The sequence below is a fragment of the Algoriphagus alkaliphilus genome, from assembly GCF_900103735.1.
Taxonomy (GTDB): Bacteria; Bacteroidota; Bacteroidia; order Cytophagales; family Cyclobacteriaceae; genus Algoriphagus; species Algoriphagus alkaliphilus.
Map to the genome: position 1 here is coordinate 14,536 of NZ_FMXE01000007.1, position 20,051 is coordinate 34,586.

Annotated in this window: 21 protein-coding genes; 5 read left to right on the plus strand and 16 right to left on the minus strand. The window is 42.7% G+C overall.

Annotation, left to right across the window (positions count from 1 at the left end):
- Nucleotides 1–39: 39 nt before the first annotated feature.
- The 6 genes from BLQ81_RS05690 to BLQ81_RS05715 form a co-directional block, all read right to left on the minus strand.
- Nucleotides 40–777 carry an isoprenyl transferase gene (locus tag BLQ81_RS05690; protein ID WP_092728991.1) on the minus strand — a complete coding sequence of 246 codons (738 nt, stop codon included), beginning with the start codon at nt 775–777 and terminating at the stop codon, nt 40–42.
- A gap of 81 nt (nt 778–858) precedes the next feature.
- On the minus strand, nt 859–1,620 hold the full coding sequence (gene porG / locus BLQ81_RS05695) for a type IX secretion system protein PorG (protein ID WP_092728992.1): 762 nt from the start codon (nt 1,618–1,620) through the stop codon (nt 859–861).
- Nucleotides 1,621–1,710: 90 nt separating this feature from the next.
- Nucleotides 1,711–2,586, minus strand: a complete 876-nt coding sequence (locus BLQ81_RS05700) for an NAD kinase (RefSeq protein ID WP_092728993.1) — start codon at nt 2,584–2,586, stop codon at nt 1,711–1,713.
- A 113-nt stretch (nt 2,587–2,699) separates the two neighbouring features.
- Nucleotides 2,700–3,365, minus strand: a complete 666-nt coding sequence (locus tag BLQ81_RS05705) for a CBS domain-containing protein (RefSeq protein WP_092728994.1) — start codon at nt 3,363–3,365, stop codon at nt 2,700–2,702.
- An 80-nt stretch (nt 3,366–3,445) separates the two neighbouring features.
- On the minus strand, nt 3,446–4,645 hold the full coding sequence (chrA, locus tag BLQ81_RS05710) for a chromate efflux transporter (RefSeq protein WP_092728995.1): 1,200 nt from the start codon (nt 4,643–4,645) through the stop codon (nt 3,446–3,448).
- 1 nt (nt 4,646) lies between these two features.
- Complete coding sequence (locus tag BLQ81_RS05715; RefSeq protein WP_092728996.1) at nt 4,647–5,624, minus strand: isopenicillin N synthase family dioxygenase; 978 nt, start codon at nt 5,622–5,624, stop codon at nt 4,647–4,649.
- Between the two features lie 76 nt (nt 5,625–5,700).
- On the opposite strand from BLQ81_RS05715, the gene BLQ81_RS05720 reads away from it, so the two are divergent.
- From BLQ81_RS05720 to BLQ81_RS05730, 3 genes are all read left to right on the plus strand, one after another.
- Nucleotides 5,701–6,471: a hypothetical protein gene (locus tag BLQ81_RS05720; RefSeq protein ID WP_092728997.1), complete on the plus strand. Its 771-nt coding sequence runs from the start codon at nt 5,701–5,703 to the stop codon at nt 6,469–6,471.
- Nucleotides 6,472–6,507: 36 nt separating this feature from the next.
- Nucleotides 6,508–7,779: a serine--tRNA ligase gene (gene serS, locus BLQ81_RS05725; protein ID WP_092728998.1), complete on the plus strand. Its 1,272-nt coding sequence runs from the start codon at nt 6,508–6,510 to the stop codon at nt 7,777–7,779.
- Between the two features lie 176 nt (nt 7,780–7,955).
- Nucleotides 7,956–8,372, plus strand: coding sequence for a nuclear transport factor 2 family protein (locus BLQ81_RS05730; RefSeq protein WP_092728999.1), 417 nt, complete (start codon nt 7,956–7,958; stop codon nt 8,370–8,372).
- A 130-nt stretch (nt 8,373–8,502) separates the two neighbouring features.
- On the opposite strand, the gene coaE is transcribed toward BLQ81_RS05730, so the two are convergent.
- The 7 genes from coaE to BLQ81_RS05765 form a co-directional block, all read right to left on the minus strand.
- Nucleotides 8,503–9,108, minus strand: a complete 606-nt coding sequence (coaE, locus tag BLQ81_RS05735) for a dephospho-CoA kinase (protein WP_092729000.1) — start codon at nt 9,106–9,108, stop codon at nt 8,503–8,505.
- Nucleotides 9,101–10,066 carry a YbbR-like domain-containing protein gene (locus BLQ81_RS05740; RefSeq protein ID WP_092729001.1) on the minus strand — a complete coding sequence of 322 codons (966 nt, stop codon included), beginning with the start codon at nt 10,064–10,066 and terminating at the stop codon, nt 9,101–9,103. The genes coaE and BLQ81_RS05740 overlap by 8 nt, the downstream gene beginning before the upstream one ends.
- Nucleotides 10,067–10,074: 8 nt before the next feature.
- On the minus strand, nt 10,075–10,359 hold the full coding sequence (gene yajC, locus BLQ81_RS05745) for a preprotein translocase subunit YajC (protein ID WP_092729002.1): 285 nt from the start codon (nt 10,357–10,359) through the stop codon (nt 10,075–10,077).
- A gap of 2 nt (nt 10,360–10,361) precedes the next feature.
- Nucleotides 10,362–10,898, minus strand: coding sequence for a DUF1573 domain-containing protein (locus BLQ81_RS05750; protein ID WP_092729003.1), 537 nt, complete (start codon nt 10,896–10,898; stop codon nt 10,362–10,364).
- A 1-nt stretch (nt 10,899) separates the two neighbouring features.
- The gene (locus BLQ81_RS05755; protein WP_092729004.1) at nt 10,900–11,202 is read right to left on the minus strand and encodes a YtxH domain-containing protein; all 303 of its coding nucleotides are present in this window, start codon (nt 11,200–11,202) and stop codon (nt 10,900–10,902) included.
- A gap of 7 nt (nt 11,203–11,209) precedes the next feature.
- Nucleotides 11,210–12,394, minus strand: coding sequence for a transcription antitermination factor NusB (gene nusB, locus BLQ81_RS05760; protein ID WP_092729160.1), 1,185 nt, complete (start codon nt 12,392–12,394; stop codon nt 11,210–11,212).
- A gap of 120 nt (nt 12,395–12,514) precedes the next feature.
- Nucleotides 12,515–13,615 carry a Glu/Leu/Phe/Val dehydrogenase dimerization domain-containing protein gene (locus BLQ81_RS05765; protein ID WP_092729005.1) on the minus strand — a complete coding sequence of 367 codons (1,101 nt, stop codon included), beginning with the start codon at nt 13,613–13,615 and terminating at the stop codon, nt 12,515–12,517.
- Nucleotides 13,616–13,762: 147 nt separating this feature from the next.
- On the opposite strand from BLQ81_RS05765, the gene BLQ81_RS05770 reads away from it, so the two are divergent.
- Together BLQ81_RS05770 and BLQ81_RS05775 are read left to right on the plus strand one after the other, a co-directional pair.
- A complete protein-coding gene (locus BLQ81_RS05770) occupies nt 13,763–15,553 on the plus strand; it encodes an ABC transporter ATP-binding protein (RefSeq protein ID WP_092729006.1) in 1,791 nt (596 codons plus the stop codon).
- 67 nt (nt 15,554–15,620) lie between these two features.
- The gene (locus BLQ81_RS05775; protein WP_092729007.1) at nt 15,621–15,938 is read left to right on the plus strand and encodes a hypothetical protein; all 318 of its coding nucleotides are present in this window, start codon (nt 15,621–15,623) and stop codon (nt 15,936–15,938) included.
- A gap of 185 nt (nt 15,939–16,123) precedes the next feature.
- Here BLQ81_RS05775 and BLQ81_RS05780 read toward each other — a convergent pair whose 3' ends face one another.
- From BLQ81_RS05780 to BLQ81_RS05790, 3 genes are read right to left on the minus strand one after another with little or no spacing between them, the layout of a single operon-like run.
- Nucleotides 16,124–17,473 (minus strand): dicarboxylate/amino acid:cation symporter, encoded by a 1,350-nt coding sequence (locus BLQ81_RS05780; protein WP_092729008.1) that lies wholly within the window; start codon nt 17,471–17,473, stop codon nt 16,124–16,126.
- A 10-nt stretch (nt 17,474–17,483) separates the two neighbouring features.
- The gene (gene aroC / locus BLQ81_RS05785; RefSeq protein WP_092729009.1) at nt 17,484–18,569 is read right to left on the minus strand and encodes a chorismate synthase; all 1,086 of its coding nucleotides are present in this window, start codon (nt 18,567–18,569) and stop codon (nt 17,484–17,486) included.
- Nucleotides 18,569–20,014: a BatD family protein gene (locus BLQ81_RS05790; protein WP_092729010.1), complete on the minus strand. Its 1,446-nt coding sequence runs from the start codon at nt 20,012–20,014 to the stop codon at nt 18,569–18,571. The genes aroC and BLQ81_RS05790 overlap by 1 nt, the downstream gene beginning before the upstream one ends.
- Between the last annotated feature and the right edge of the window lie 37 nt (nt 20,015–20,051).

Here is a 20,051-nt window from a genome sequence, read left to right on the forward strand (position 1 = left end):
AGCCTGGCTGAGGCAGCCAGACTTGATTTCACCAATTACTCAAGGTTTAACTTGCTCCCCGGTCTTACCGAATCTTCTTTCACGCTTCTGATAATCTTCCACAGCGGCATAGAGGTGTTCTGCTCTGAAATCAGGCCATAATACCGGTGTAAAGTACAGTTCGGTATAGGCCAGTTGCCAAAGTAGAAAATTACTGAGTCGATACTCACCGCTGGTTCTGATCATCAGCTCAGGATCCGGAATTCCGGCCGTTTCCAAGTGATCAGCGATAGTTTGTTGCGTAATTTCCTCAGGTTTCAATTTGCCTTCAGAGACTTTTTGAGCAATGCGTTTGGTAGCTTGAGTGAGCTCCCACTGTCCACTATAACTAAGTGCCAAAATAACCGTGAGGCCGGTGTTAGTTTCTGTTTGCCTTTGGGCTTCGGCCAGTTTCTCGTAAGCGGATTTGGGCAGACTTTCCACATCTCCAATGGATCTTAATCTGATGTTGTTTTTCATCATGAGTGATACCTCATCAATAATCGTTTTCACCAGCAATTCCATCAGTGCCTTTACCTCATCTTGAGGGCGGGACCAATTCTCGGTTGAAAATGAAAACAGGGTGAGGTATTTTATCCCTAAGTAGTCAGCTCCTTCGATCGCATCTTTTACAGCCTGAATTGCGTGGCGATGCCCGAAGATTCTCATGGCACCTTTCTTTTTGGCCCAACGGCCATTGCCGTCCATGATTATTGCAAGATGTCTTGGGATTCTTGTTGGGTCTAATTTTTCCTTCATTCCAATGGGTCAGGTACCTACATTTTTGGAGGAACAAAAATGCTATTTCTTTTCCAATAATCAGGGCTAGCCCTCAATTAATTAATAGGCATAGCACTTAACATTGGCAATAGTATAGCTCAGTGTGAATCCAAGAAAGTAGTACCAATCTTTTGTGTTGGGGTTTCCGAAGTTTACCCCATATGGTGGTGTTTGGCCAGTTGTTGGATCGGTAGGTTGTTGATAGCGTGGTATAGCCGGAAGTGTGCTGTCAATTTTGTCCAGAAAGTCTGTCATGGTAGGCCTAAATCCTAGTTCTGCAGCTAAAGTCCAACGATCATTCAATCTGTACTTGACACCTCCTCCGAATGGTATAACAACTGAGCTCAAGTTATACCGTTCTGATACTACAAAATCGTAAACATTTCCTTTCATTATGAAATGGGAAAAACCCAATCCAAAGAATGCATAGGGAGACCACCTAAATTCGGAATCATTTCTTAGAAAATCCAAGAAATTAAATTCCATCACGGCACTGCCTTCGATGACCCCTCCTCTGAATCGACCGTCCCTTATTCGAGCGGCAGGGTCTATTGGCCTTAGGCTGTCTTCTGCCTGAAGTATCGAAGAACTAAGTGCGACTCTTAAGCTCCACACATTGTCAAAATTTCTCTTGCCAAACAACGTGCCTTGAAGTCCAATTTGACGGGGATCAATTCTCCTTATCATATCTCCGGTGTAAGTTCCTACGCCAAGTCCTCCACCTATCTCATATTTTTGAGCATTGACGGGAATAATATAGCCTGTCAAAACAAGTATTAAAATAAGTAAGTTTTTGATAATGTTTGAGTTGATCTTTTTCAAGACGATGCAAGTTATGAAGTACCTAACGTTTAAAAAACGCCCTATGGTATTTGACGGGTTAATTAATGTTAAGCTCTATTCGGCTAAAATTCAGTTTCTCATGTCAAAACCCCAATTCAGTTTTTGTCTCAGGGTGTCAAAGAAATGATAATGCGGCAATTTGACCAATTTTGCTGAAAACAGCTCTTTTTTTACGCTTAGTTTTATTTCGGAAGAAATAGAAGTGGATCTTGAATCCAATGAAATCAGGAACTTTTCGGTACGGCCTTCGATCTCAAAACTGATTTCGGATTCATCTGACACAATAATTGGGCGGACATTCAAATTGTGTGGACTCACAGGGGTGATTACAAAGCTCTTTGCTCCTGGAGTGATCAATGGTCCTCCGCAACTCAAGGAATAGCCTGTAGACCCGGTAGGTGTAGAGACAATCAAGCCATCTGCCCAATAGGAATTGAGGTACTTCCCGTCAATATAGGTATGGACTGTAATCATCGAAGAGGTGTCACGCTTGTGAATGGTAAATTCATTCAGGGCGAAATTTAATCCATTGAAAAGTTTACGACTCGAGTGTAATGAAATCAGGGAACGCGATTCAATTTGAAAATTGCCGTTGGCAAGGTGCTCGATGGCTTCACTGATCCGATCTGTGGCAACGGTGGCGAGAAAGCCCATTCTGCCGGTGTTTAGTCCTAAAATGGGGATTTCAAGACTTCCTACCAAGCAGACAGCATCCAACAATGTACCATCCCCACCGATCGAAATCAAAAAGTCCACAGCTTTGAGTTCTTCCTGATTTTCAATAAGCCAATAGCTCAAGGTTCTATTACCCGACATTTTCAATGCCCTGTCCAAAGGTTCCGTAACCAGAATTTCGATCTGATGTTTTTTAAGTTCCCGAAAGAGTATTTCGATGTCAGCTATGTATTCGGCTTTCAATGCAAGGCCGTGCAAGGCGATTTTCATGTGGTTAAAATTGTTTTTTAGCGGTCACATAGCCTGTCCCGATCTTTCATCGGGAGAATGCCCTTATAAACATTTCCCTTTGTGAGAAGCCTTTCACATAGGCGTTTCATACCTCAAATATCTAAAAATCTCAGCAAGTTACCGATTCGATCTTCCTCACTTCCAACTCCCGTCTCCTCTTGGTAATGGTCGATTATCCGATAGCCAAAACGCTCCAATGTTGCTTTTACGTGCCGGAGTTCAGGTTTATCGAGTTTAAGGGTTAATTTGATTTTGCTGTCGTCCAGTGGGTCATTCGTTATGAATGAGCTGAGAATTTTGGTGTTTTCGGACTCCACCAATCTTGATATTTCAGACAAATGGTAATCGGTCATATTTAAGGAAAGAATCAATACACTCCCTTGAGACTTGATGGATAGACTGTCTGCGAAGGCAGAAATTGCATCTTCCATTGTTATTACTCCTAAGTAGGCGTTTTCCCTGTCAATCACTGCTACGAGATTTGACTGGTTTTCAGATGCAACCCGAAGTACGTCGTAAATATGCTTATCAGAATAAACCCAACAAGCTCCACCCTTTAGACCAATGGCACCAATCAATTGTTCGGGCTGATTCAATTCGAAAATCATCTCATCTCTGATGAATCCCAGAAATCTCCCTTGATCCGTGACCGGAAGCGCATCGATCCGAATTTCTTCCATCCATGCCAAAGCCTTTCCTCCCCGATCAGAAAGTTTGAGGGGCGGAATGAGACTATTAATGAATTCGTAGGCTTGCATGTAAGAAAGTTAGGCAATGATATCACAACACAAAACGCTTTCTTAGGTATTCTTGTTTGTTTGCGCATTTTTGTAAGCAATCAGAACACAAAATAGTTGGCTAAAATACCCAGTCCAATACCTGTCAGAATGATTACCGGGGAGGATATTTTGGTGAATTGGAGTACTGAGTAAGTACCCAAAATAAACATGATATGGAGGCCATTTGCCTCAAGAGGCTCAAATAGTAGATATGCAGCAGCAATCAACATTCCGCATGAGACAGCATTGATGCCTTCCAATGCAGCTCGGACAGGCCTGTAAAGTTTGAGTTGATCCCAAAATCGAATAACAAAAAATATTAGAAATATTCCGGGCAGAAAAATTCCCGCAGCGGCAATCAATCCTCCCATCAGGAATCCCGACAGACCAAACTCTCTCATAGACAGCGCACCAACATACGATGAAATAGAAAAAGTAGGGCCAGGAATTCCCTGTGAAATGGCATATCCGGTCAGGAATTCCTCTGAACTTAAAAAATGCTTGAAGTCCACAAATTCAGTATAAAGATAAGGAACTAGCACTTGACCTCCTCCGAAAATCAAACTGCCGTTGCGGTAGAAGTTTTCGAAAAGTAAGATGGGTTGATACTTTGTGATCGCACCTGCTACAGCTGCCAAAATCAAAACTCCGGCCCAGAGGTAGAAATTTGCCCATTTGATCTTCAGCGGCTTGTCCTCCTCCACTTTAGGTTGGTTTTTGTATTTGACGGAAGTACTCAGTCCTCCAAGAATCAGCATTATGGGAAAAATGTAAGGAGAGCTGTAAAAGAAAGAGACAAAGGCCGAAATCAACATCAAAATCATCGCTTCGGAACTTTTTACCATTTTGCTGATGGTTTTTTGCGCAGCAAAAATGATAAATCCGATAGCCATCGGCTGAATAAACCGTGCGAAGTCCAATGCACCGAGAGTGTTTTCCTGTAAAAAATTGATTACTATAGCCGTGGCTATCATGAGGAGAGTGGCAGGAAGAATCCAAACCAATAGTGCCAAATAGGCTAAATTGGGTCCGCCAACCCGAAATCCAATTGCAGAGACCAACTGAGTAGAAGAAGGACCCGGGAGAATATTGCACAGGGCATTCAATTCCCAAAGTTCTTCTTCAGTGATGTATCCCCGATTTTTCACCATTCGCTCCAACAGCATGGCCAAGAAGGCTTGTGGCCCTCCAAATGCCGTGATGGAGAGCGTGAAAATGTCCTTTAGGAACACATTGTATCGGACTTGGCGGACCGACATGTTATTTTTTCAAACCCAATTCACGAAGTCTTTCATCCAAAAACTCACCTGCGGTGACATCGGTAAATTGCTTTGGATGGGTTTCGTCAATACAGCTTTCCAGACAGGTGAGATCCATTTCAGATCTTGGGTGCATGAAGAACGGAATGGAATACCGACTCGTGTGCATCATTTCCCGCGGTGGATTTACCACACGGTGGATGGTAGATTTCAGTTTTTTGTTTGTCAGACGCTCCAGCATATCTCCTACGTTTACGACTAGTTGGTCGGGAAGAGCAGTGATTGGGATCCATTTGCCGTCTTTTCTCAACACTTGCAATCCATCAGCACTTGCACCCATCAAAAGCGTGATCAAGTTGATATCTCCATGTTCTGCCGCACGGACCGCATCCGCAGGTACCTCATCCGGATTTTCGATTGGGAAGTAATGGATTTGTCTCAAGATGGAATTGCCGTAGGCTACTTTATCTTCAAAGTAATCTTCTGGTAATTCCAGATTCAAGGCGATAGCCCGAAGCATTGCTTTACCCGCATTTTCCAAGGTTTGATAGGCTTCTATTGCATCATTCTGGAATCCCTCAATTTCGGAAGGCCAAAGATTTTCAGGATATTCGTTTTTGACAGAATCCGTGTCAGGGATAAGACTTGTCTCTTGTCCCACATGATAAAACTCCTTCAAATCTCCCGTATTTCTTCCTTTTGCATGTTCTTTTCCCTTGCCGGTATAGCCTCTTTGATACCCGATCTCGGGTTTTTCGTACTTCTTTTTTATTTCATCAGGGAGTGTAAAAAAAGCCTTGATTGAATTATAAAGTCTGTCTTGCAAATCCTTGGAGAGTCCGTGGTTTTTTATAGCTACAAAACCGATGTTCTGATAGGCCGCACCCAATTTTTTCACGAAAGCTGTTTTTTGTTCTGGGGTTCCAGCGGTAAAATCTGCCAGATCCAGACTTGGGATTTCATCAAATAGGATGTCCATTTATTTTATTGTTTAGTTGAATTGTCAATGTAATTCTTCAAAATTAAATATCTTTAAACTCAATTTGGATTGAGTTATGAAGAAAATCCTATTTCTAAGTCTTTTTGTCGCTTTATTTTCATTGTCTTGTTCCGAAAGCAAGCGGAAAATAAATGAGTCGGTAGTGGATCATACAGGAGATTCAGTGGCTATAGATTCAACTACTCCTAGAGTTACATTTTTCCAATATGAAGACTCTACTGCATTTCCTGATGCTATGCTTGAGTTATATACGCCCTTAGGCAATCAAGTATTTAGGCCGGGCAAAGTCCCATTTGAATTCAATATCAAGAATTTTCCAGACTTAAGACGACTTCCTTCAAATCCGCAGCTTTTTCTGATATTCAATGGAGGCGATCCGATAGGTTTTTTTTCTCCAATATTTCAGCGCGAACTCACAGAGGGAACGTATCGAGTAGTAGGATACTTGGTCGATGCTGAAGGTCATGTCTTGAAAAGCTTTGGCAATTATGTTGATCGTGATTTTATTGTGGGGGACTCAAGGCCCTTCCCCTATTCTGCTGAGCCATATCTAGCATTGAATTTTCCTCGAAATGGACAAATTCTGGTTTCGGGTGAAGAATTGATCATTGATTTTTTGGTTTTGGGCGGGGATATGAAACTCGACAGGCTCAAAGTCCAAATTAAAATAAATGAATACGCCTACGAAATAGATCACATGGCACCTGTTCGGGTTACCAACTTACCCAAAGGTGACTATCGTGTAAGTGTAAAACTATCCCGAGCAGATGGAAAAGAACTGGAAGGGCCCTTCTCCTCTGTGACCAAGACGGTCTATGTCCGATAAGTCCTTATCTTTGGACACCAAATCAATGATTTATTCATGCTTTTAGTTAATCAAATCCGGGAAAATTATGCCGGTGTTCTTGCCGGATTACAAAAAAGAAATGTTCACAATGCCCCGTCAATTCTTGATCAAGTCATCGCTTTAGATGATTTGAGGAAATTGACGCAAGTGCAACGTGATCAGATCCAAGCCGAAGCCAATACGATATCCAAACAAATCGGAATCCTCATGAAAGAAGGCAGGGCTGAGGAGGCCGTTGCGATTCGTGAGCGGACTACCCAAATTAAAGAACATATCAAGGATTTGGAAGAGCAGTATTCCAAAACTGAGGAGGATCTAAAGGCCCTGCTTTACATTATTCCCAATGTGCCGCATAGTTCTGTTCCTGCCGGAAAATCTGCTGAGGATAATGAAGTGGTTTTAGAATATGGTACAATTCCAGCACTATTCGATGGAAAGCTGCCGCACTGGGAATTGATCAAAAAGTACGACATCATAGATTTTGATCTGGGAGTGAAAATCACCGGGGCGGGTTTTCCGGTATATAAAGGGAAAGGTGCCCGACTTCAGCGTGCACTGATTAACTTCTTTCTGGATGAGGCATTGGCCGCAGGCTATATGGAAATCCAGCCTCCGATTTTGGTCAATGAAGACTCCGGATATGGCACTGGTCAGCTTCCGGATAAGGAAGGGCAGATGTATTTTGCGACAGCAGATCAACTTTATCTAATTCCAACAGCGGAGGTGCCGATCACCAACTTGTACCGGGATGTGATTTTGTCCGAAGAAGTTCTTCCGATCAAAAACGTGGGCTACACCCCTTGCTTCCGCCGAGAAGCAGGCAGTTGGGGTGCGCATGTGAGGGGGTTGAACAGACTTCATCAGTTTGACAAAGTGGAGGTGGTTCAAATCACGCATCCGGATAAATCTTACGAGACTTTGGAAAGTATGAGCAGCTATGTGCAAGGACTTTTACAAAAACTTGAATTACCCTATCGTGTTTTGAGACTTTGCGGGGGGGACATGGGTTTCACTTCAGCATTGACTTATGACATGGAGGTGTATTCTGCGGCACAGGAGCGTTGGTTGGAGGTAAGTTCCGTTTCCAATTTTGAAACGTATCAGGCCAACAGACTCAAACTCCGATTCAAAGGAGAGGATAAAAAAACTCAACTTGCCCACTCCCTCAACGGAAGTGCTTTGGCATTGCCGAGAATCGTAGCTGCAATCCTGGAAAATAATCAGACGCCGCAAGGTATAATAATGCCAAAAGTTCTGCACGCTTATCTTGGGTTTGAATCGATCTAAGATTCATAAATTTCAAGCCCTTTGGATTTTGCCAACGGCTTTTTTAATTTCCTCATACGTAATGAATTCGAGCCTGATAGCCGAAAGGCATGTAGGCATGACTAAAAAGTCACACACTGGGATGATTATCAAACTTGCGAGATTCCATCTGACCAAAAAAATCAAATTATAAATAGATGAAAAGTCTGTTTTTAGCGGTTTTCAGTTTTTTTCCAATTTTTTGCTTTGCACAGCAAAATGAAATCGAAGCAATCACCAAAACTGTCAACCTCTATTTTGAAGGAATGATCCAACGAGACCGGACTATGTTAGAAGAAGCGTTTCACCCTGAGGCAAGATTGATTGGGTATCGGGGGGAAAACTTCACAGTGACAGCATTTGAAGGCTGGGCAAACGGAACCGTAGAAGGTGATCCGCGTAATCCTGCCCAATATCTAAACTCCATAAAGTCTTTGCGTATAGCGGGCTATACTGCTTCAGTCGAGACAGAACTTCACTGGCCGGGGATTTATTATTATGACTTTTTGACTTTGATTAAGGTGGAAGGGAAGTGGAAAATTGTTCACAAGACCTGGTATGAGGAATTAAGGTAATTCCTGTTTCAGATTTAAATTTTAGAAAAATGACCTGAATGTTTTCAGCGCTTTTTTCAAAACTCGGTCATAGGCACTGCTCCAAGCAGGTTCTTCCGTTTTCCCAATCAGAATAATACCGTCCCCCTTTCTATTCGGAAGTTGATAACTTCTTGTGAATCTCGAGTACCTGGGGTATCAGCAGTTTAGTGTCGGTATTTTTGATGACAAAATCAGCCCGTTCGTTTTTCTGTTCATCGGGAAGCTGCCGGTTGATGATTTGATTTACCTGGTCTTCCTTTCGGTGTGGATCCCGGGCCAATACTCGAGCCATTCTGATTTTTAACGGGGAGCTGACATTGATCACCCGATCCAGTTCTTCTGCAGCACCGGTTTCAAAAAGTAATGCGGCTTCTTTGATCAGGTATGGAGCGGATTGAATTTCTGCCCATTGCTTGAAATCTTTTGCCACAGCCGGATGGACAAAGGAATTTATTTTTTCCACTTTCTCCGGATCAGAAAATACTTTTTGTGCCAAATAGGCCCGGTTAACACCTCCATTGCGAAGATATGAGTCCTCTCCAAATTCTTCAAGAATTTGTGATTTTAGAGTTGGGTCGACTGTCATGAGCACTTTTGCCCTGTCGTCAGCCGAATAAACCGGAATTCCCAAAAGTTTGAAAAGTTGACATACAGTGGACTTGCCAGAGCCTATTCCGCCTGTAATTCCCACCCACAATGGCCGTGAATTAATCATATTTCAGCTTGAAAATAGCCGGTTCCACCGTGATATTTTTAATGTATTTTGGAATTGGTCTAACCTCAATGGAAATTGTACTGTCCACGCGGTTTCGCTTTCCATAATCCAAAAATGCTTCAAATTCCACTTCTTTTAAATCGGCGACTTTATTTTCGTCGACCAAATAAGTCATCATTGGAGTGATGTCTTCCTTTTCCAACCTCACTGATTTCGGGAAACTGATTTTAGTGATTTTGAGCCGTTTATTTCCTTCCAAATATTGAATTATTGAAAAGCTTACTTCGACAGTTTGCTCTTTTAGTCTGACGAAATCAGCTAGATTTTTGTCAATTCCTACTGGGACTGTTTTTTTGAAGTTTTCACTGATTCGGTTTTCAGCTAAAGACACAGGAAATTTTCCTTCAAAAGAATCCAATAAGGAGGATGGACCTGTTAGTGTTATTTTCTTGGGAGAAAAAACAATCTCACCATCGATTTCCACGTTTTTGGCCAAACTAAAACTGGTTGAATCTACTGCCAAGTCTAAACTTCGTGTTTCAATTTTATCTATTTTAAAATGAATCGAATCTTCCAAAGCTCCCAACAGGGTGGTGGGGGTGATGAAATCTCCCAATGGCCGCTTCAGGTCGGCAGTAAGGATGTAGCTTCTGGATGCAGGATCAGCCAAATTAATGACAAAGGGAGGTTCATTCAGCTTAAAATATTTGCGTAGAAGATCCCAGCCATCTCCGGAGATTTGAATGGGGAAACTTTCGGGCAGGGGCTGAACGGCCATATACTTTTCCTCATCAAAACTCCAAGCGATAGGGTAGTCTACAATGGTGGTATAATTGTCCTTATTGAGGGCATTTAAAATCCAAAAAGTGGCAGCCGCTGCGATACAGAGGACTACCACTTTTAGATTAGAGAGTTTTCTGGAAGAAATCCTTCCGGAGGATTTTTTTGTTTCCGGCAAAGCTCAGTTTATTTTGTTGTGGTTGACTTTTTGGAGAAGTCTAGTGAGATAGCGGATTTTTCAATTTTCACTTTAAGTCCACGATCCAGTTCAATCTGAACGGTATCCCCGTCCACACTGTACACTTTGCCGTGGAGTCCGCCGATCGTTACGACATCATCTCCTTTTTTGATTTCGTCAATAAATTTTTTAGTGTCCTTTTGTTTCTTTTGCTGCGGTCTGATCATGAAGAAATACATGATCAGAATGATCGATCCAAAAAGAAATACTTGGCCAAGAATTGATTCGTTCATAATTATCGCTTCAATGGACCAGCTGGAGCTGATGCGCCTACTAATTTAGGGGTAACAGAACCCTTCATTCTCAATCGGGTTACCGTAGGGTTTGTGTTTGCTTGGATCGTCACCGTAGGTGCCTGTGCGCCTGATTTTGCGGTGGAGTTGAACACCACTTTCACAAAACCTTTTTCACCCGGGTTTACCGGTGTTTTTGTCCACTCCGGACTTGTGCAGCCACATGAAGCAGTAATGTTGGAAATTACCAATGGAGATTGACCGTTATTGGTAAAATTGAAAATGTGTTCAATCACCTGTCCTTCATTGATAGTTCCGAAGTCAAATTCTTCTTCGGTAAAACCGAATGCGCCCAAGGTACTGGGATCTGCAGAAGTAGTTGTCTGTGCATTTACAGGGGTTATGGCAGTATTGTTGTTTTCAAGTTGGGCTATTTTATCCTCCAATGCTTGAATTTTTGCCGCCTGATCATTTTTTTGTTCGCAAGAGCTGGCCAAAACCAACACCAAAGCGAAAACGCTTAGCAATTTGATTTTCATATTAGTTGTTTCCTTGGTTTATTTGATCGATTAATTTATTGACATCATTGAGCAGGTTTTCTGCTTTATTTTTCGCTTCAGAGATGACTCTCTTCCCTTCTGTTTTAGCCTCATTGAGATGGAGTTCTTTTCCTTCGACCAGGTCTCCGATCAGCTCTTCCAATTCTTTCTTGTATTTGGAAAGTTTGAAAGAAAGTTTGTCACGGGTGTTGACACCGGTATCAGGTGCAAACAAAATGCCTAATGCCGCACCTACTCCTGCGCCCAATGCAAATGCAATCAGTGAATTTGTACTTTTACTCATGGTTTCCTTATTTATTGTCTAAAAGTCCTCGACCACTCTTACGGATTTGGCCACTATCGGTTAATTCTTTTGCCAAAACATCCAACAATCCGTTTACAAATTGCTTACTTTTTGGCGTGCTGTATGTTTTGGAAATATCAATGTACTCATTGATGCTCACTTTCACCGGGATGCTTGGGAAATTCTTCATCTCGGCAATGGCCATCGAAATGATGATTTTGTCAGTAAAGGCAAGCCTTTCAATGTCCCAGTTTTTGGTTTTTTGAGCAATCATTGCTTTACTCGAATCAATATTTTCGATGGTAAAGTTAAATATATTTTGAAAAAACTCCTTATCCTCATCCCAGTTGATTGCTATTTCAGGCAGTGAATCCAATTCTACCTGCTCAGGCTGGGACGCATTTTTAAGGACTTTTGAAGCCAAACTGCGTACTACTGATTTGTTTTCTGTCCAATTCAGATCCTTTTCCGAGAAAAAGTTTAAAAACACCTCATTTTTAAATATAACCTTTTTCAGAAGGTCATCAGCCGCTTCATAATCCTGATCGATGGAAGGATTGACCAGGAGCAGATATTCCTGATAGGTTTCTGAAGTTTTGATGTAATCTCGGAACCATTCTTTAAGTTCAAGTTCGATATCATCCAAGTTGACGTGGTTACGTGCAAGCGCTGCCCTATAGGTAGCGGATTCTCGGATGTTTTTCAAAACCTGATTGTTGGCCAAGTTCATCTCATTTGCAAAAGCAATGGGATTGTCGCCAGCCAGTTTTTTCTTCTTTTCGATCTCTTTTTCCACATGCTTTGCAAATGCCTGCAAGAGTTCTATAGCCAGTAAATAGAGATGAGGTATTCTTTCTGCTGATACGATCATGTTCTTTAGCATAAACTGACGGTCTTTTTCAGTCGCTGCCTGAAATTGCCTGATCGCCTCAAGCACCACTTGCTTGATCTTGGGCTTTGCCGTGGAGGACTTTAGGATACTTCCATTTTCAAGGTTTTGGTCAAATAGCTTGACAGCTTCGTCCGAATCTTTGATTAAAGCAGGTTTGTCCTGAATTTCCATACTGTTGAGATCGGGTAAAAATGACTCCCGTATGAAGTCTCTGGCAATAGTGATATTAGATCCTTTGCATTGTTCAAAGGCATAGAGGTTTTGAAATGCCTTGACCCTGAGGATTCTTCTGTTTAGCATAGAGATTGGTAATGTGATGCAAATATAGGGAATTTGCATGGGGTATAGCCTTCTGGTAGTGGACAAAAAAAACCACCGAATTATAAAATTCAGTGGCTTTTTAGAATTTCGAATTTAAGCTTAGAATGGAAGTTTCACCCTCCCAATGGCTTCAATTCTGGCTTTTGCAGCTTCGATTGCAGCTTGTTGTGCTGGGATCTTTTCTTTTTCAGCTTTATCCAGTATGCCAAGGCAGGTATCATAAATCTTTTCTGTTTGAGCGAAGACTGACTCTTTGTGATAATCCCCATAGTACTCGGCGCCAACGTTGATTACGCCACCGGCATTGATCAGGAAGTCAGGAGCATAGATGATTCCCTTCTCCATCAGTATTTTTCCATGCTTGTCTTCATCCTTTAACTGATTGTTGGCCCCACCTGCTATCACAGCACATTTCAGCCTTTCAATGGTCTGATCGTTGATGGTAGCACCTAGCGCACACGGAGCGTAAATGTCCATCGGGAGGTCATAGATTACATTTGGATCCACGATGGTGGCACCGGAGGCATTGGCTATTTCCTTTAATTTATCTTCGAAAATGTCTGTGATGATAATCTCTGCACCTTCTTTGACGAGGTATTCGATTAGGTATTTGCCTACTTGACCCACACCCTGTACGCCGATTTTCTTGCCGCTTAATGAATCAGTTCCGAACGCTTTTTTCGCACCGGCCTTCATCCCCATATACACTCCGAATGCAGTCACCGGTGAAGGATCCCCGGCACCGCCTTTGATTTGTGGCAATCCGGTGACATGACGGGTCTCCATGGCGATATATTCCATGTCTGAAGTCTTCATGTTCACGTCTTCGGCAGTGACATAGCGTCCGCCCAGGCTCTCCACAAATCGGCCGAATCTTCTCAGGAAAGCTTCATTTTTCAAACTTGGATTACCGATGAGTACAGCTTTGCCTCCTCCAAGATTAAGTCCGGCGAGGGCGTTTTTAAAAGTCATTCCTCTGGAAAGTCGAAGCACATCAGTGATGGCTTCCGCTTCTGAAGCATAGGGCCACATCCGGGTGCCTCCCAAGGCTGGACCAAGTACGGTATTGTGAATTCCAATGAGGGCTTTAAGGCCTGTGGCTTGGTCGTGGCAAACGACCAGCTGCTCATGATCCATCGTGCTGATTTGTCCAAAAATAGACCCTTCTCGCACGCTTTCGGTTGCTTTAATCTCCAACATCTGAACTTAGCTTTTTAGAATATGTTATATTTGGGTTGTTGCCTAACTGTGATAGGCTGGTACAAAATTAAATACTTTTATCAGCCCGCAAAGGATTTACATCCGCAGTTTCTATAAGTTTATCCTCGGTTTTAAAATTTTTATTTGGTGAAGTCACTTTGGAGAATTAATAAGTATTTATATAAATACAAGGGTTTGCTGTTGTTGGGGATACTATTTACCGTCATATCCAACATTTTCGTAATCATTCCCGCGCAACTTGTTAGAATTGCCATAGATTATGTGGTGGAAAGTTTCTCAATATATCGTCCATTAATGCAGGGAGGAATGGGTGAACCGGCACGGGAAAATTTTTTGGATTTCGTTTTTATTTTTGGAATTCTGATCCTAATAATGGCTTTGCTTCGGGGTTTTTTCCTCTTTTTGATCCGGCAGACCATCATAATCATGTCAAGAAAAGTGGAATATGACATGAAGAATGAAATCTTCAATCACTACCAAAACCTTCCTTTAAGCTTCTACAGAAAAAACAGTACCGGAGACCTGATGGCCAGGATCACCGAAGATGTGAGTCGCGTGAGGATGTATCTGGGTCCCGCTATCATGTATGGGCTCAATCTGTTGATTCTTTTCCCTTTGGTCATTTTTTATATGATATCGGTGAATGCCGAACTGACACTTTACTCTTTGCTCCCATTACCAATTTTGTCCATCAGTATCTATTTTGTTAACAACCTGATAAACGAGCGGTCTGAGAAAATCCAACGCAGTTTATCTGAATTGAGTACTTTTGTTCAGGAAGCGTTCTCCGGAATTCGGGTTTTGAAGGCCTTTGTACGCGAAGAGGATTCTGCGAGAGAATTTGCAATCGCAAGTGAGGAATACAAACACAAATCCATAGAGTTGACCCGGGTGAATGCCCTGTTTTTTCCCCTGATTATGGCTTTGGTGGGGATTTCTACGATCATCACCGTTTATGTAGGAGGTATCCAGGTGATACAGGGGGAAATAGGGTATGGAGTTATTGCAGAATTTATTCTTTACGTCAGTATTTTGACCTGGCCGGTGACCTCTCTCGGGTGGGTGACCAGTATTGTGCAACGTGCTGCGGCTTCTCAGACCAGGATCAATGAGTTTCTGGATATCAAAAATGACATCGTGAGCTCTCGGAATCTGGAGGCTAATATTCACGGTGGAATCGTGGTTGAAAATGTGTCTTTTCACTATCCCGAATCAGGAATCAGGGCTTTGGATAAGGTTTCCTTTGAAATCAAGGCAGGCCAAACTTTGGGAATCATCGGTACAACAGGCTCGGGTAAGTCCACGATAGCCAATTTGCTGATGAGAATGTACGACCCGATATCAGGCAGCATCAAGATTGACGGTCTGGACATCCGCAATTACAACATATCTGGATTGCGAAAGCAAATCGGATTTGTTCCCCAGGATGTATTTTTATTTTCGGATACTATTTCAAATAATATAGCTTTTGGATTGGACCATGCAGATGAGTTAGTAATTGAAAAAGCAGCGAAAGACGCCGATGTTTATCAAAATATTGTCGACTTCCCGAAGGGATTTAAAACTATGCTTGGGGAACGGGGGATAACGCTTTCAGGGGGACAAAAGCAGCGGGTTGCTATTGCTCGGGCTATTGCAAAAGAACCAAAAATTCTGATTTTGGACGACTGTCTTTCTGCAGTAGACACTAAAACCGAAAACTCCATATTGACTGCGCTAAGGAAGATCATGAAAGACAGAACTTCAGTGATCATTTCCCATCGGGTTTCTTCGGCAAAACTTGCAGATCACATCATTGTGCTGCATGATGGTAAAATCATAGAGCGGGGAGATCATGATTCACTGATGAGTCAAAAGGGAGTTTATACAGACCTGTATGAAAAGCAAACTCAATCCGGTGAGCCGATTGAAGGCTGATTTTTAGAACGTCTCTGGTTTTCAATATTTTCCGCTAACTTGATCACCTAAATAGACACTTTTGGCCATGAAAAATAAGAAATCCACAACCCAGGATATTGAAGATGTTCTCCAGGAAATAGGAAACAAAATTGAGGACCTCATTCAAAAAGGTGCTGAAGTAGGGGCCGATGTCAAGGAAGAAATTGAGCAAAAGATCAAAGACCTAAAAGACAACAAAACCTCATTGGAAGAGGAATTACGCAAAGGCAAGGAAATGCTGGAACGCGAATTCCAGGAGAAAAAAGAAGAATTAGAACCCCGGATTCAGGAATCTAAAGGATTTATGAAGGAAGGATTCAAACAGATTTTTTTGGGCATCAAGGCTCTTTTCGGCAAAAAGTAAATTGAAGATTCAGTTCAATTGACCCCGCAGACCTCCGGTTTAATTTTTCTCAAAGAAAAAGAAAGTGACTGAAAATTTAATTTTAATACTGTATAAGTTTTAAAATTTGGGAATCAGCCCTGCGGGAAGCTAAGGATGTGGCAAGATTTGAAAAAAAAGCCCGGAGTCAATTCCGGGCTTTGCTGTTATGGGGTTTCTTCCTGGACGCTTTCGTTGGCTGTGAATGGATTCCCTTTGCGAAGCATTCCCTCAGGAAGTTCGCCTTCCGTACTGGCGACCACTGTTGTGACTACTACATCTCCGGTAACGTTTACCACCGTACGGAACATATCAAGGATTCGATCAGGAGCCATGATCAGCGCAATGCCTGCCGCAGGAACTCCGATGGACTCCAAGACCACGATCAGCATAATCAATCCGGCACCGGGAACCCCCGCAGATCCAATTGCAGCCAAAGTAGATGTTAGCACGATCATGATTTGCTGGGAAAAAGTAAGATCCATTCCCAAGGCTTGCGCGATAAAAACGGCCGCCACACTCTGGTAAAGGCTAGTCCCGTTCATGTTGATGGTCGCTCCGAGTGGAAGGACAAAGCTGGTGATATTTTCAGAAATCCCTAATTCCTCCTCTGTCAACTTCATGGTTACAGGCAGTGTAGCTGAACTGGAACTGGTAGAAAATGCCAACAACTGGGCCGGACGAATTGCTTTGAAAAAGTCTGCATATTTTACCTTGGTGAAAGATTTTAAAAGAATGGGATAAATGACAAGCATCATAAAGAAAAGGCCTCCCAATACAATCAAACTGTATTTTAATAGGGCTAGAAGCAAGGTTACGGCAGACTGAGGATTGTCACCGGCAATCTCTACAATCAGGGAAGCCATCAAAGCAAAGACCCCATAGGGTGCGATGACCATGATGTAATTGACTATTTGGATGATCAAATCATTGAACCCGTCAAAGAAAGCGATCACCGGTTCTGCTTTTGTTTTTGGAATTTGGAGCAGAGCGATTCCGGCTAAAATCGCAAAGAATACAACCTGTAGCATTGCGGCGTTGTCGGTGGTAGCCTGAAATAAATTTTGAGGTACCATGTCTACTATAGGCTGAAGCGGACTTTGATCCTGAAGTTCTGCGGCAGCTTCGGCACGCTGTCCGGCATCGCCTTCATACATGGCCATCAAGCTTTCCCGTGTAGAATCCGGAAGACCTTCGCCGGGTTTAAAGAGATTAACCAAGCCCAAACCTGTACAAATCGCGATGATGGTTGTGATCAGGAAAGCAAAAAGTGTTTTGCCACCTATCCTGCTCAACTTGGAAATATCTCCCAAATTGGAGACTCCGATAATCAAGGACGCTAAAACCAACGGCATGGCAATCATTTTCAGTCCATTGATAAATATCGTCCCTACGGGCTTAATGAAGTCCAATGTGATCCATTTTGGAATGCCAAACTGTATGGAAACCAATCCAAAAATAAGTCCTAAGACAAGTCCAATGATTATCTGGGTATGAAGGGGTAATTTTTTCAACATCTTCTTAGGATTAAATTTCCTGCAGTTTATTGCTTTTTGCCAACAAAAGATAATCTGCAATGACTAATGCCGCCATTGCCTCCACAATCGGTACCGCGCGGGGAACCACACAGGGGTCATGCCGCCCTTTTCCGCTGACGGTGACAGTTTCTCCAGCCTCGTTCAAAGATTCCTGATCTTGCATGATCGTGGCCACAGGCTTGAAGGCAACGCGGAAGTAAATGTCTTCGCCGTTGCTGATTCCACCTTGTATTCCACCTGAATGGTTGGTTAAAGTGTGTACTTTTTCGCCTTCTTTGAAAAAAGTGTCGTTGTGTTGTGATCCACGCATTTTAACCCCATCAAAGCCGCTCCCATATTCAAAGCCTTTGACCGCATTGATGCTGAGCATGGCTTTGCCAAGTTCCGCATGAAGTCTGTCGAAAACAGGCTCTCCAAGTCCGGGAGGGGTGTTTTTGATCACACAGGTCACCACGCCACCGATCGTATCTCGCTCGAGACGCACTTGATCGATTAGCGAAATCATCTTTTCTGCCATTTCTGGATCAGGGCAGCGGACAATATTCTCTTCTGCAAGGCTCAGATTGAGCTCGGTGTAGTTTTTTTCAAGCGACAAATCTCCAACTTGTGATACAAAAGCCTGCATACTGATTCCTTTGGCTTCCAAAAATTGCTTTGCAATAGCGCCACCTGCTACTCTTGCAGCAGTTTCGCGGGCACTGGACCGGCCACCTCCGCGATAATCCCGGATGCCATATTTCTCAAAATAGGTATAATCCGCATGTGAAGGGCGGAATTTATCAGCGATATGAGAGTAATCCTTACTTTTCTGATCCGCATTCTGGATGACGATACCGATCGGAGTACCGGTCGTTTTTCCTTCGAATACTCCTGAAAGGATTTCGATTTCATCTTCTTCTTTTCGCTGCGTGGTGATTTTGGATTGACCGGGTTTTCTGCGTTGCATTTCTAGACGGATTTTGGACTCATCCAATTCCAAACCAGCCGGACAACCTTCTACGATTGCACCTAAAGCTTTTCCGTGTGATTCACCAAAAGTGGTTAGCTTGAAAAGCTTTCCGAATGAATTTCCCATTATTTTTTCTTGATTATCAGAACCGCGAGAAGGGCAATTGCTCCCAGAAGTAGCAGATTAATTACGGTCGTAAAGTAGTATTTATATTGCTCGTTTAAAAACTGATTGCTTTCTGTTCCGATCCGATCGTAGATTCCCCCCAATCGCTGGCCTGAAAGTGCCTGATTTACTTTGCTTTCGCCGGATACGATAATTTTTGCACTTGGCATAAGGGTATCATAGACGGCCCTCACCGGATCAAAATAAATCCACTGGAAGTGATCATCCAATTCATAATTCCCGGCTTCATTGATGGTGATATAGTAATTAAACTCTTTGATCCCCGAGACCCGTCCGTAACCACGGTTGATTTGTTGCCTGACATTGGGGTCAAAGGTACTGAGATTTGTGCCTGTCATTCGCTTGGGTGGAGAGACCGAATTGATGTTTCCAACTCCATTTACCCCAAAATTGTATTCGAATCCCTGCCCGGTTTCCACCTCAAGCATGCTGATATTTTCCCTAAGTTGAAATACGCCCACACTCACTTCATTTTTGAGTGGATGGGGAGGGAGTGGCTTGACGGTAATGGTTTGTGGGCTGGAGTAGAATGTCTTAAAGTCTTCCTGCCGGCTGGCCCCGAAAAAACTGGGGTTTTTTGCAACCCGGTATTTGATCATCTCCCAAGGGAGGCGGGGAATTTCTATTTTTCCTTCGGAAAAAGGGAAAAATGAAGCCTCGTAAACCTTGTACCGAATCCATTTTTTACCGTTAATATTGACCATCTCAGGTTCAATATTGGTGATGTTGAAATTTTCTTCCCAGACGCTGTTGGGTTTGAGTTTTTTCAAAATCGCATCCAGCTGTCTTCCCGCTTCATAAAACTGGAATGGGGCCTGATTTTGCTCTGACATGTAAAATGCCACGTTGAGATTTAATCCTTCTCCTGCGAAAATTTCCTTTTTATCTACCGAAACTGAGAAAAACGCATCGTCTTCCAGTTCGATGAATTCAGGTTCCTCAGCTACCCTTCCGAAGTAATCAGCAAAAGGGTCTGTAACATTCCCTCCAAATCCCCGGGAACTGACAGGGTCAGTCACGGTTATCCTTTTTCCGGGTGAATCAAATAATGCACCGTTGATCAAAACGGAGAAATTACCTAAAGTAAATTGGCCCTTTCGGCTTGGCTTATAATATTGAATGATGCTGTTTGAGCTGCTCATTTGTCCATTGATGATATTCATGGACGAGGACTGAGAAATTCCTTGCTTTTGGAATCCCGGGATTTCTGGAAACTGATCATAGGATTTGATCTTATCGTTAGCCAGTGTGACTTTGATAGTAAATGTTTCATTTAGCCCGATTTCGTCTGCCCCCAATTCTATCTGGACTTCTTGGGCTTGTGAAAAGTCCACAATCAGAAAAGAAAGGCATACGAAAGAAAGGCAAAGTAACGTTTTGAACATGGATGCGAAAATAGGAATAATTCTATAATTAGGAGTT

Excerpts from the sequence above, each read along its gene's own strand:
- BLQ81_RS05690 (WP_092728991.1), bottom strand. The coding sequence starts at position 777 with ATGAAGGAAAAATTAGACCCAACAAGAATCCCAAGACATCTTGCAATA.
- BLQ81_RS05700 (WP_092728993.1), bottom strand. The coding sequence starts at position 2,586 with ATGAAAATCGCCTTGCACGGCCTTGCATTGAAAGCCGAATACATAGCT.
- BLQ81_RS05705 (WP_092728994.1), bottom strand. The coding sequence starts at position 3,365 with ATGCAAGCCTACGAATTCATTAATAGTCTCATTCCGCCCCTCAAACTT.
- chrA (WP_092728995.1), bottom strand. The coding sequence starts at position 4,645 with ATGTCGGTCCGCCAAGTCCGATACAATGTGTTCCTAAAGGACATTTTC.
- BLQ81_RS05715 (WP_092728996.1), bottom strand. The coding sequence starts at position 5,624 with ATGGACATCCTATTTGATGAAATCCCAAGTCTGGATCTGGCAGATTTT.
- BLQ81_RS05720 (WP_092728997.1), top strand. The coding sequence starts at position 5,701 with ATGAAGAAAATCCTATTTCTAAGTCTTTTTGTCGCTTTATTTTCATTG.
- serS (WP_092728998.1), top strand. The coding sequence starts at position 6,508 with ATGCTTTTAGTTAATCAAATCCGGGAAAATTATGCCGGTGTTCTTGCC.
- BLQ81_RS05730 (WP_092728999.1), top strand. The coding sequence starts at position 7,956 with ATGAAAAGTCTGTTTTTAGCGGTTTTCAGTTTTTTTCCAATTTTTTGC.
- coaE (WP_092729000.1), bottom strand. The coding sequence starts at position 9,108 with ATGATTAATTCACGGCCATTGTGGGTGGGAATTACAGGCGGAATAGGC.
- yajC (WP_092729002.1), bottom strand. The coding sequence starts at position 10,359 with ATGAACGAATCAATTCTTGGCCAAGTATTTCTTTTTGGATCGATCATT.
- BLQ81_RS05750 (WP_092729003.1), bottom strand. The coding sequence starts at position 10,898 with ATGAAAATCAAATTGCTAAGCGTTTTCGCTTTGGTGTTGGTTTTGGCC.
- BLQ81_RS05755 (WP_092729004.1), bottom strand. The coding sequence starts at position 11,202 with ATGAGTAAAAGTACAAATTCACTGATTGCATTTGCATTGGGCGCAGGA.
- nusB (WP_092729160.1), bottom strand. The coding sequence starts at position 12,394 with ATGCTAAACAGAAGAATCCTCAGGGTCAAGGCATTTCAAAACCTCTAT.
- BLQ81_RS05765 (WP_092729005.1), bottom strand. The coding sequence starts at position 13,615 with ATGTTGGAGATTAAAGCAACCGAAAGCGTGCGAGAAGGGTCTATTTTT.
- BLQ81_RS05775 (WP_092729007.1), top strand. The coding sequence starts at position 15,621 with ATGAAAAATAAGAAATCCACAACCCAGGATATTGAAGATGTTCTCCAG.
- BLQ81_RS05780 (WP_092729008.1), bottom strand. The coding sequence starts at position 17,473 with ATGTTGAAAAAATTACCCCTTCATACCCAGATAATCATTGGACTTGTC.
- aroC (WP_092729009.1), bottom strand. The coding sequence starts at position 18,569 with ATGGGAAATTCATTCGGAAAGCTTTTCAAGCTAACCACTTTTGGTGAA.
- BLQ81_RS05790 (WP_092729010.1), bottom strand. The coding sequence starts at position 20,014 with ATGTTCAAAACGTTACTTTGCCTTTCTTTCGTATGCCTTTCTTTTCTG.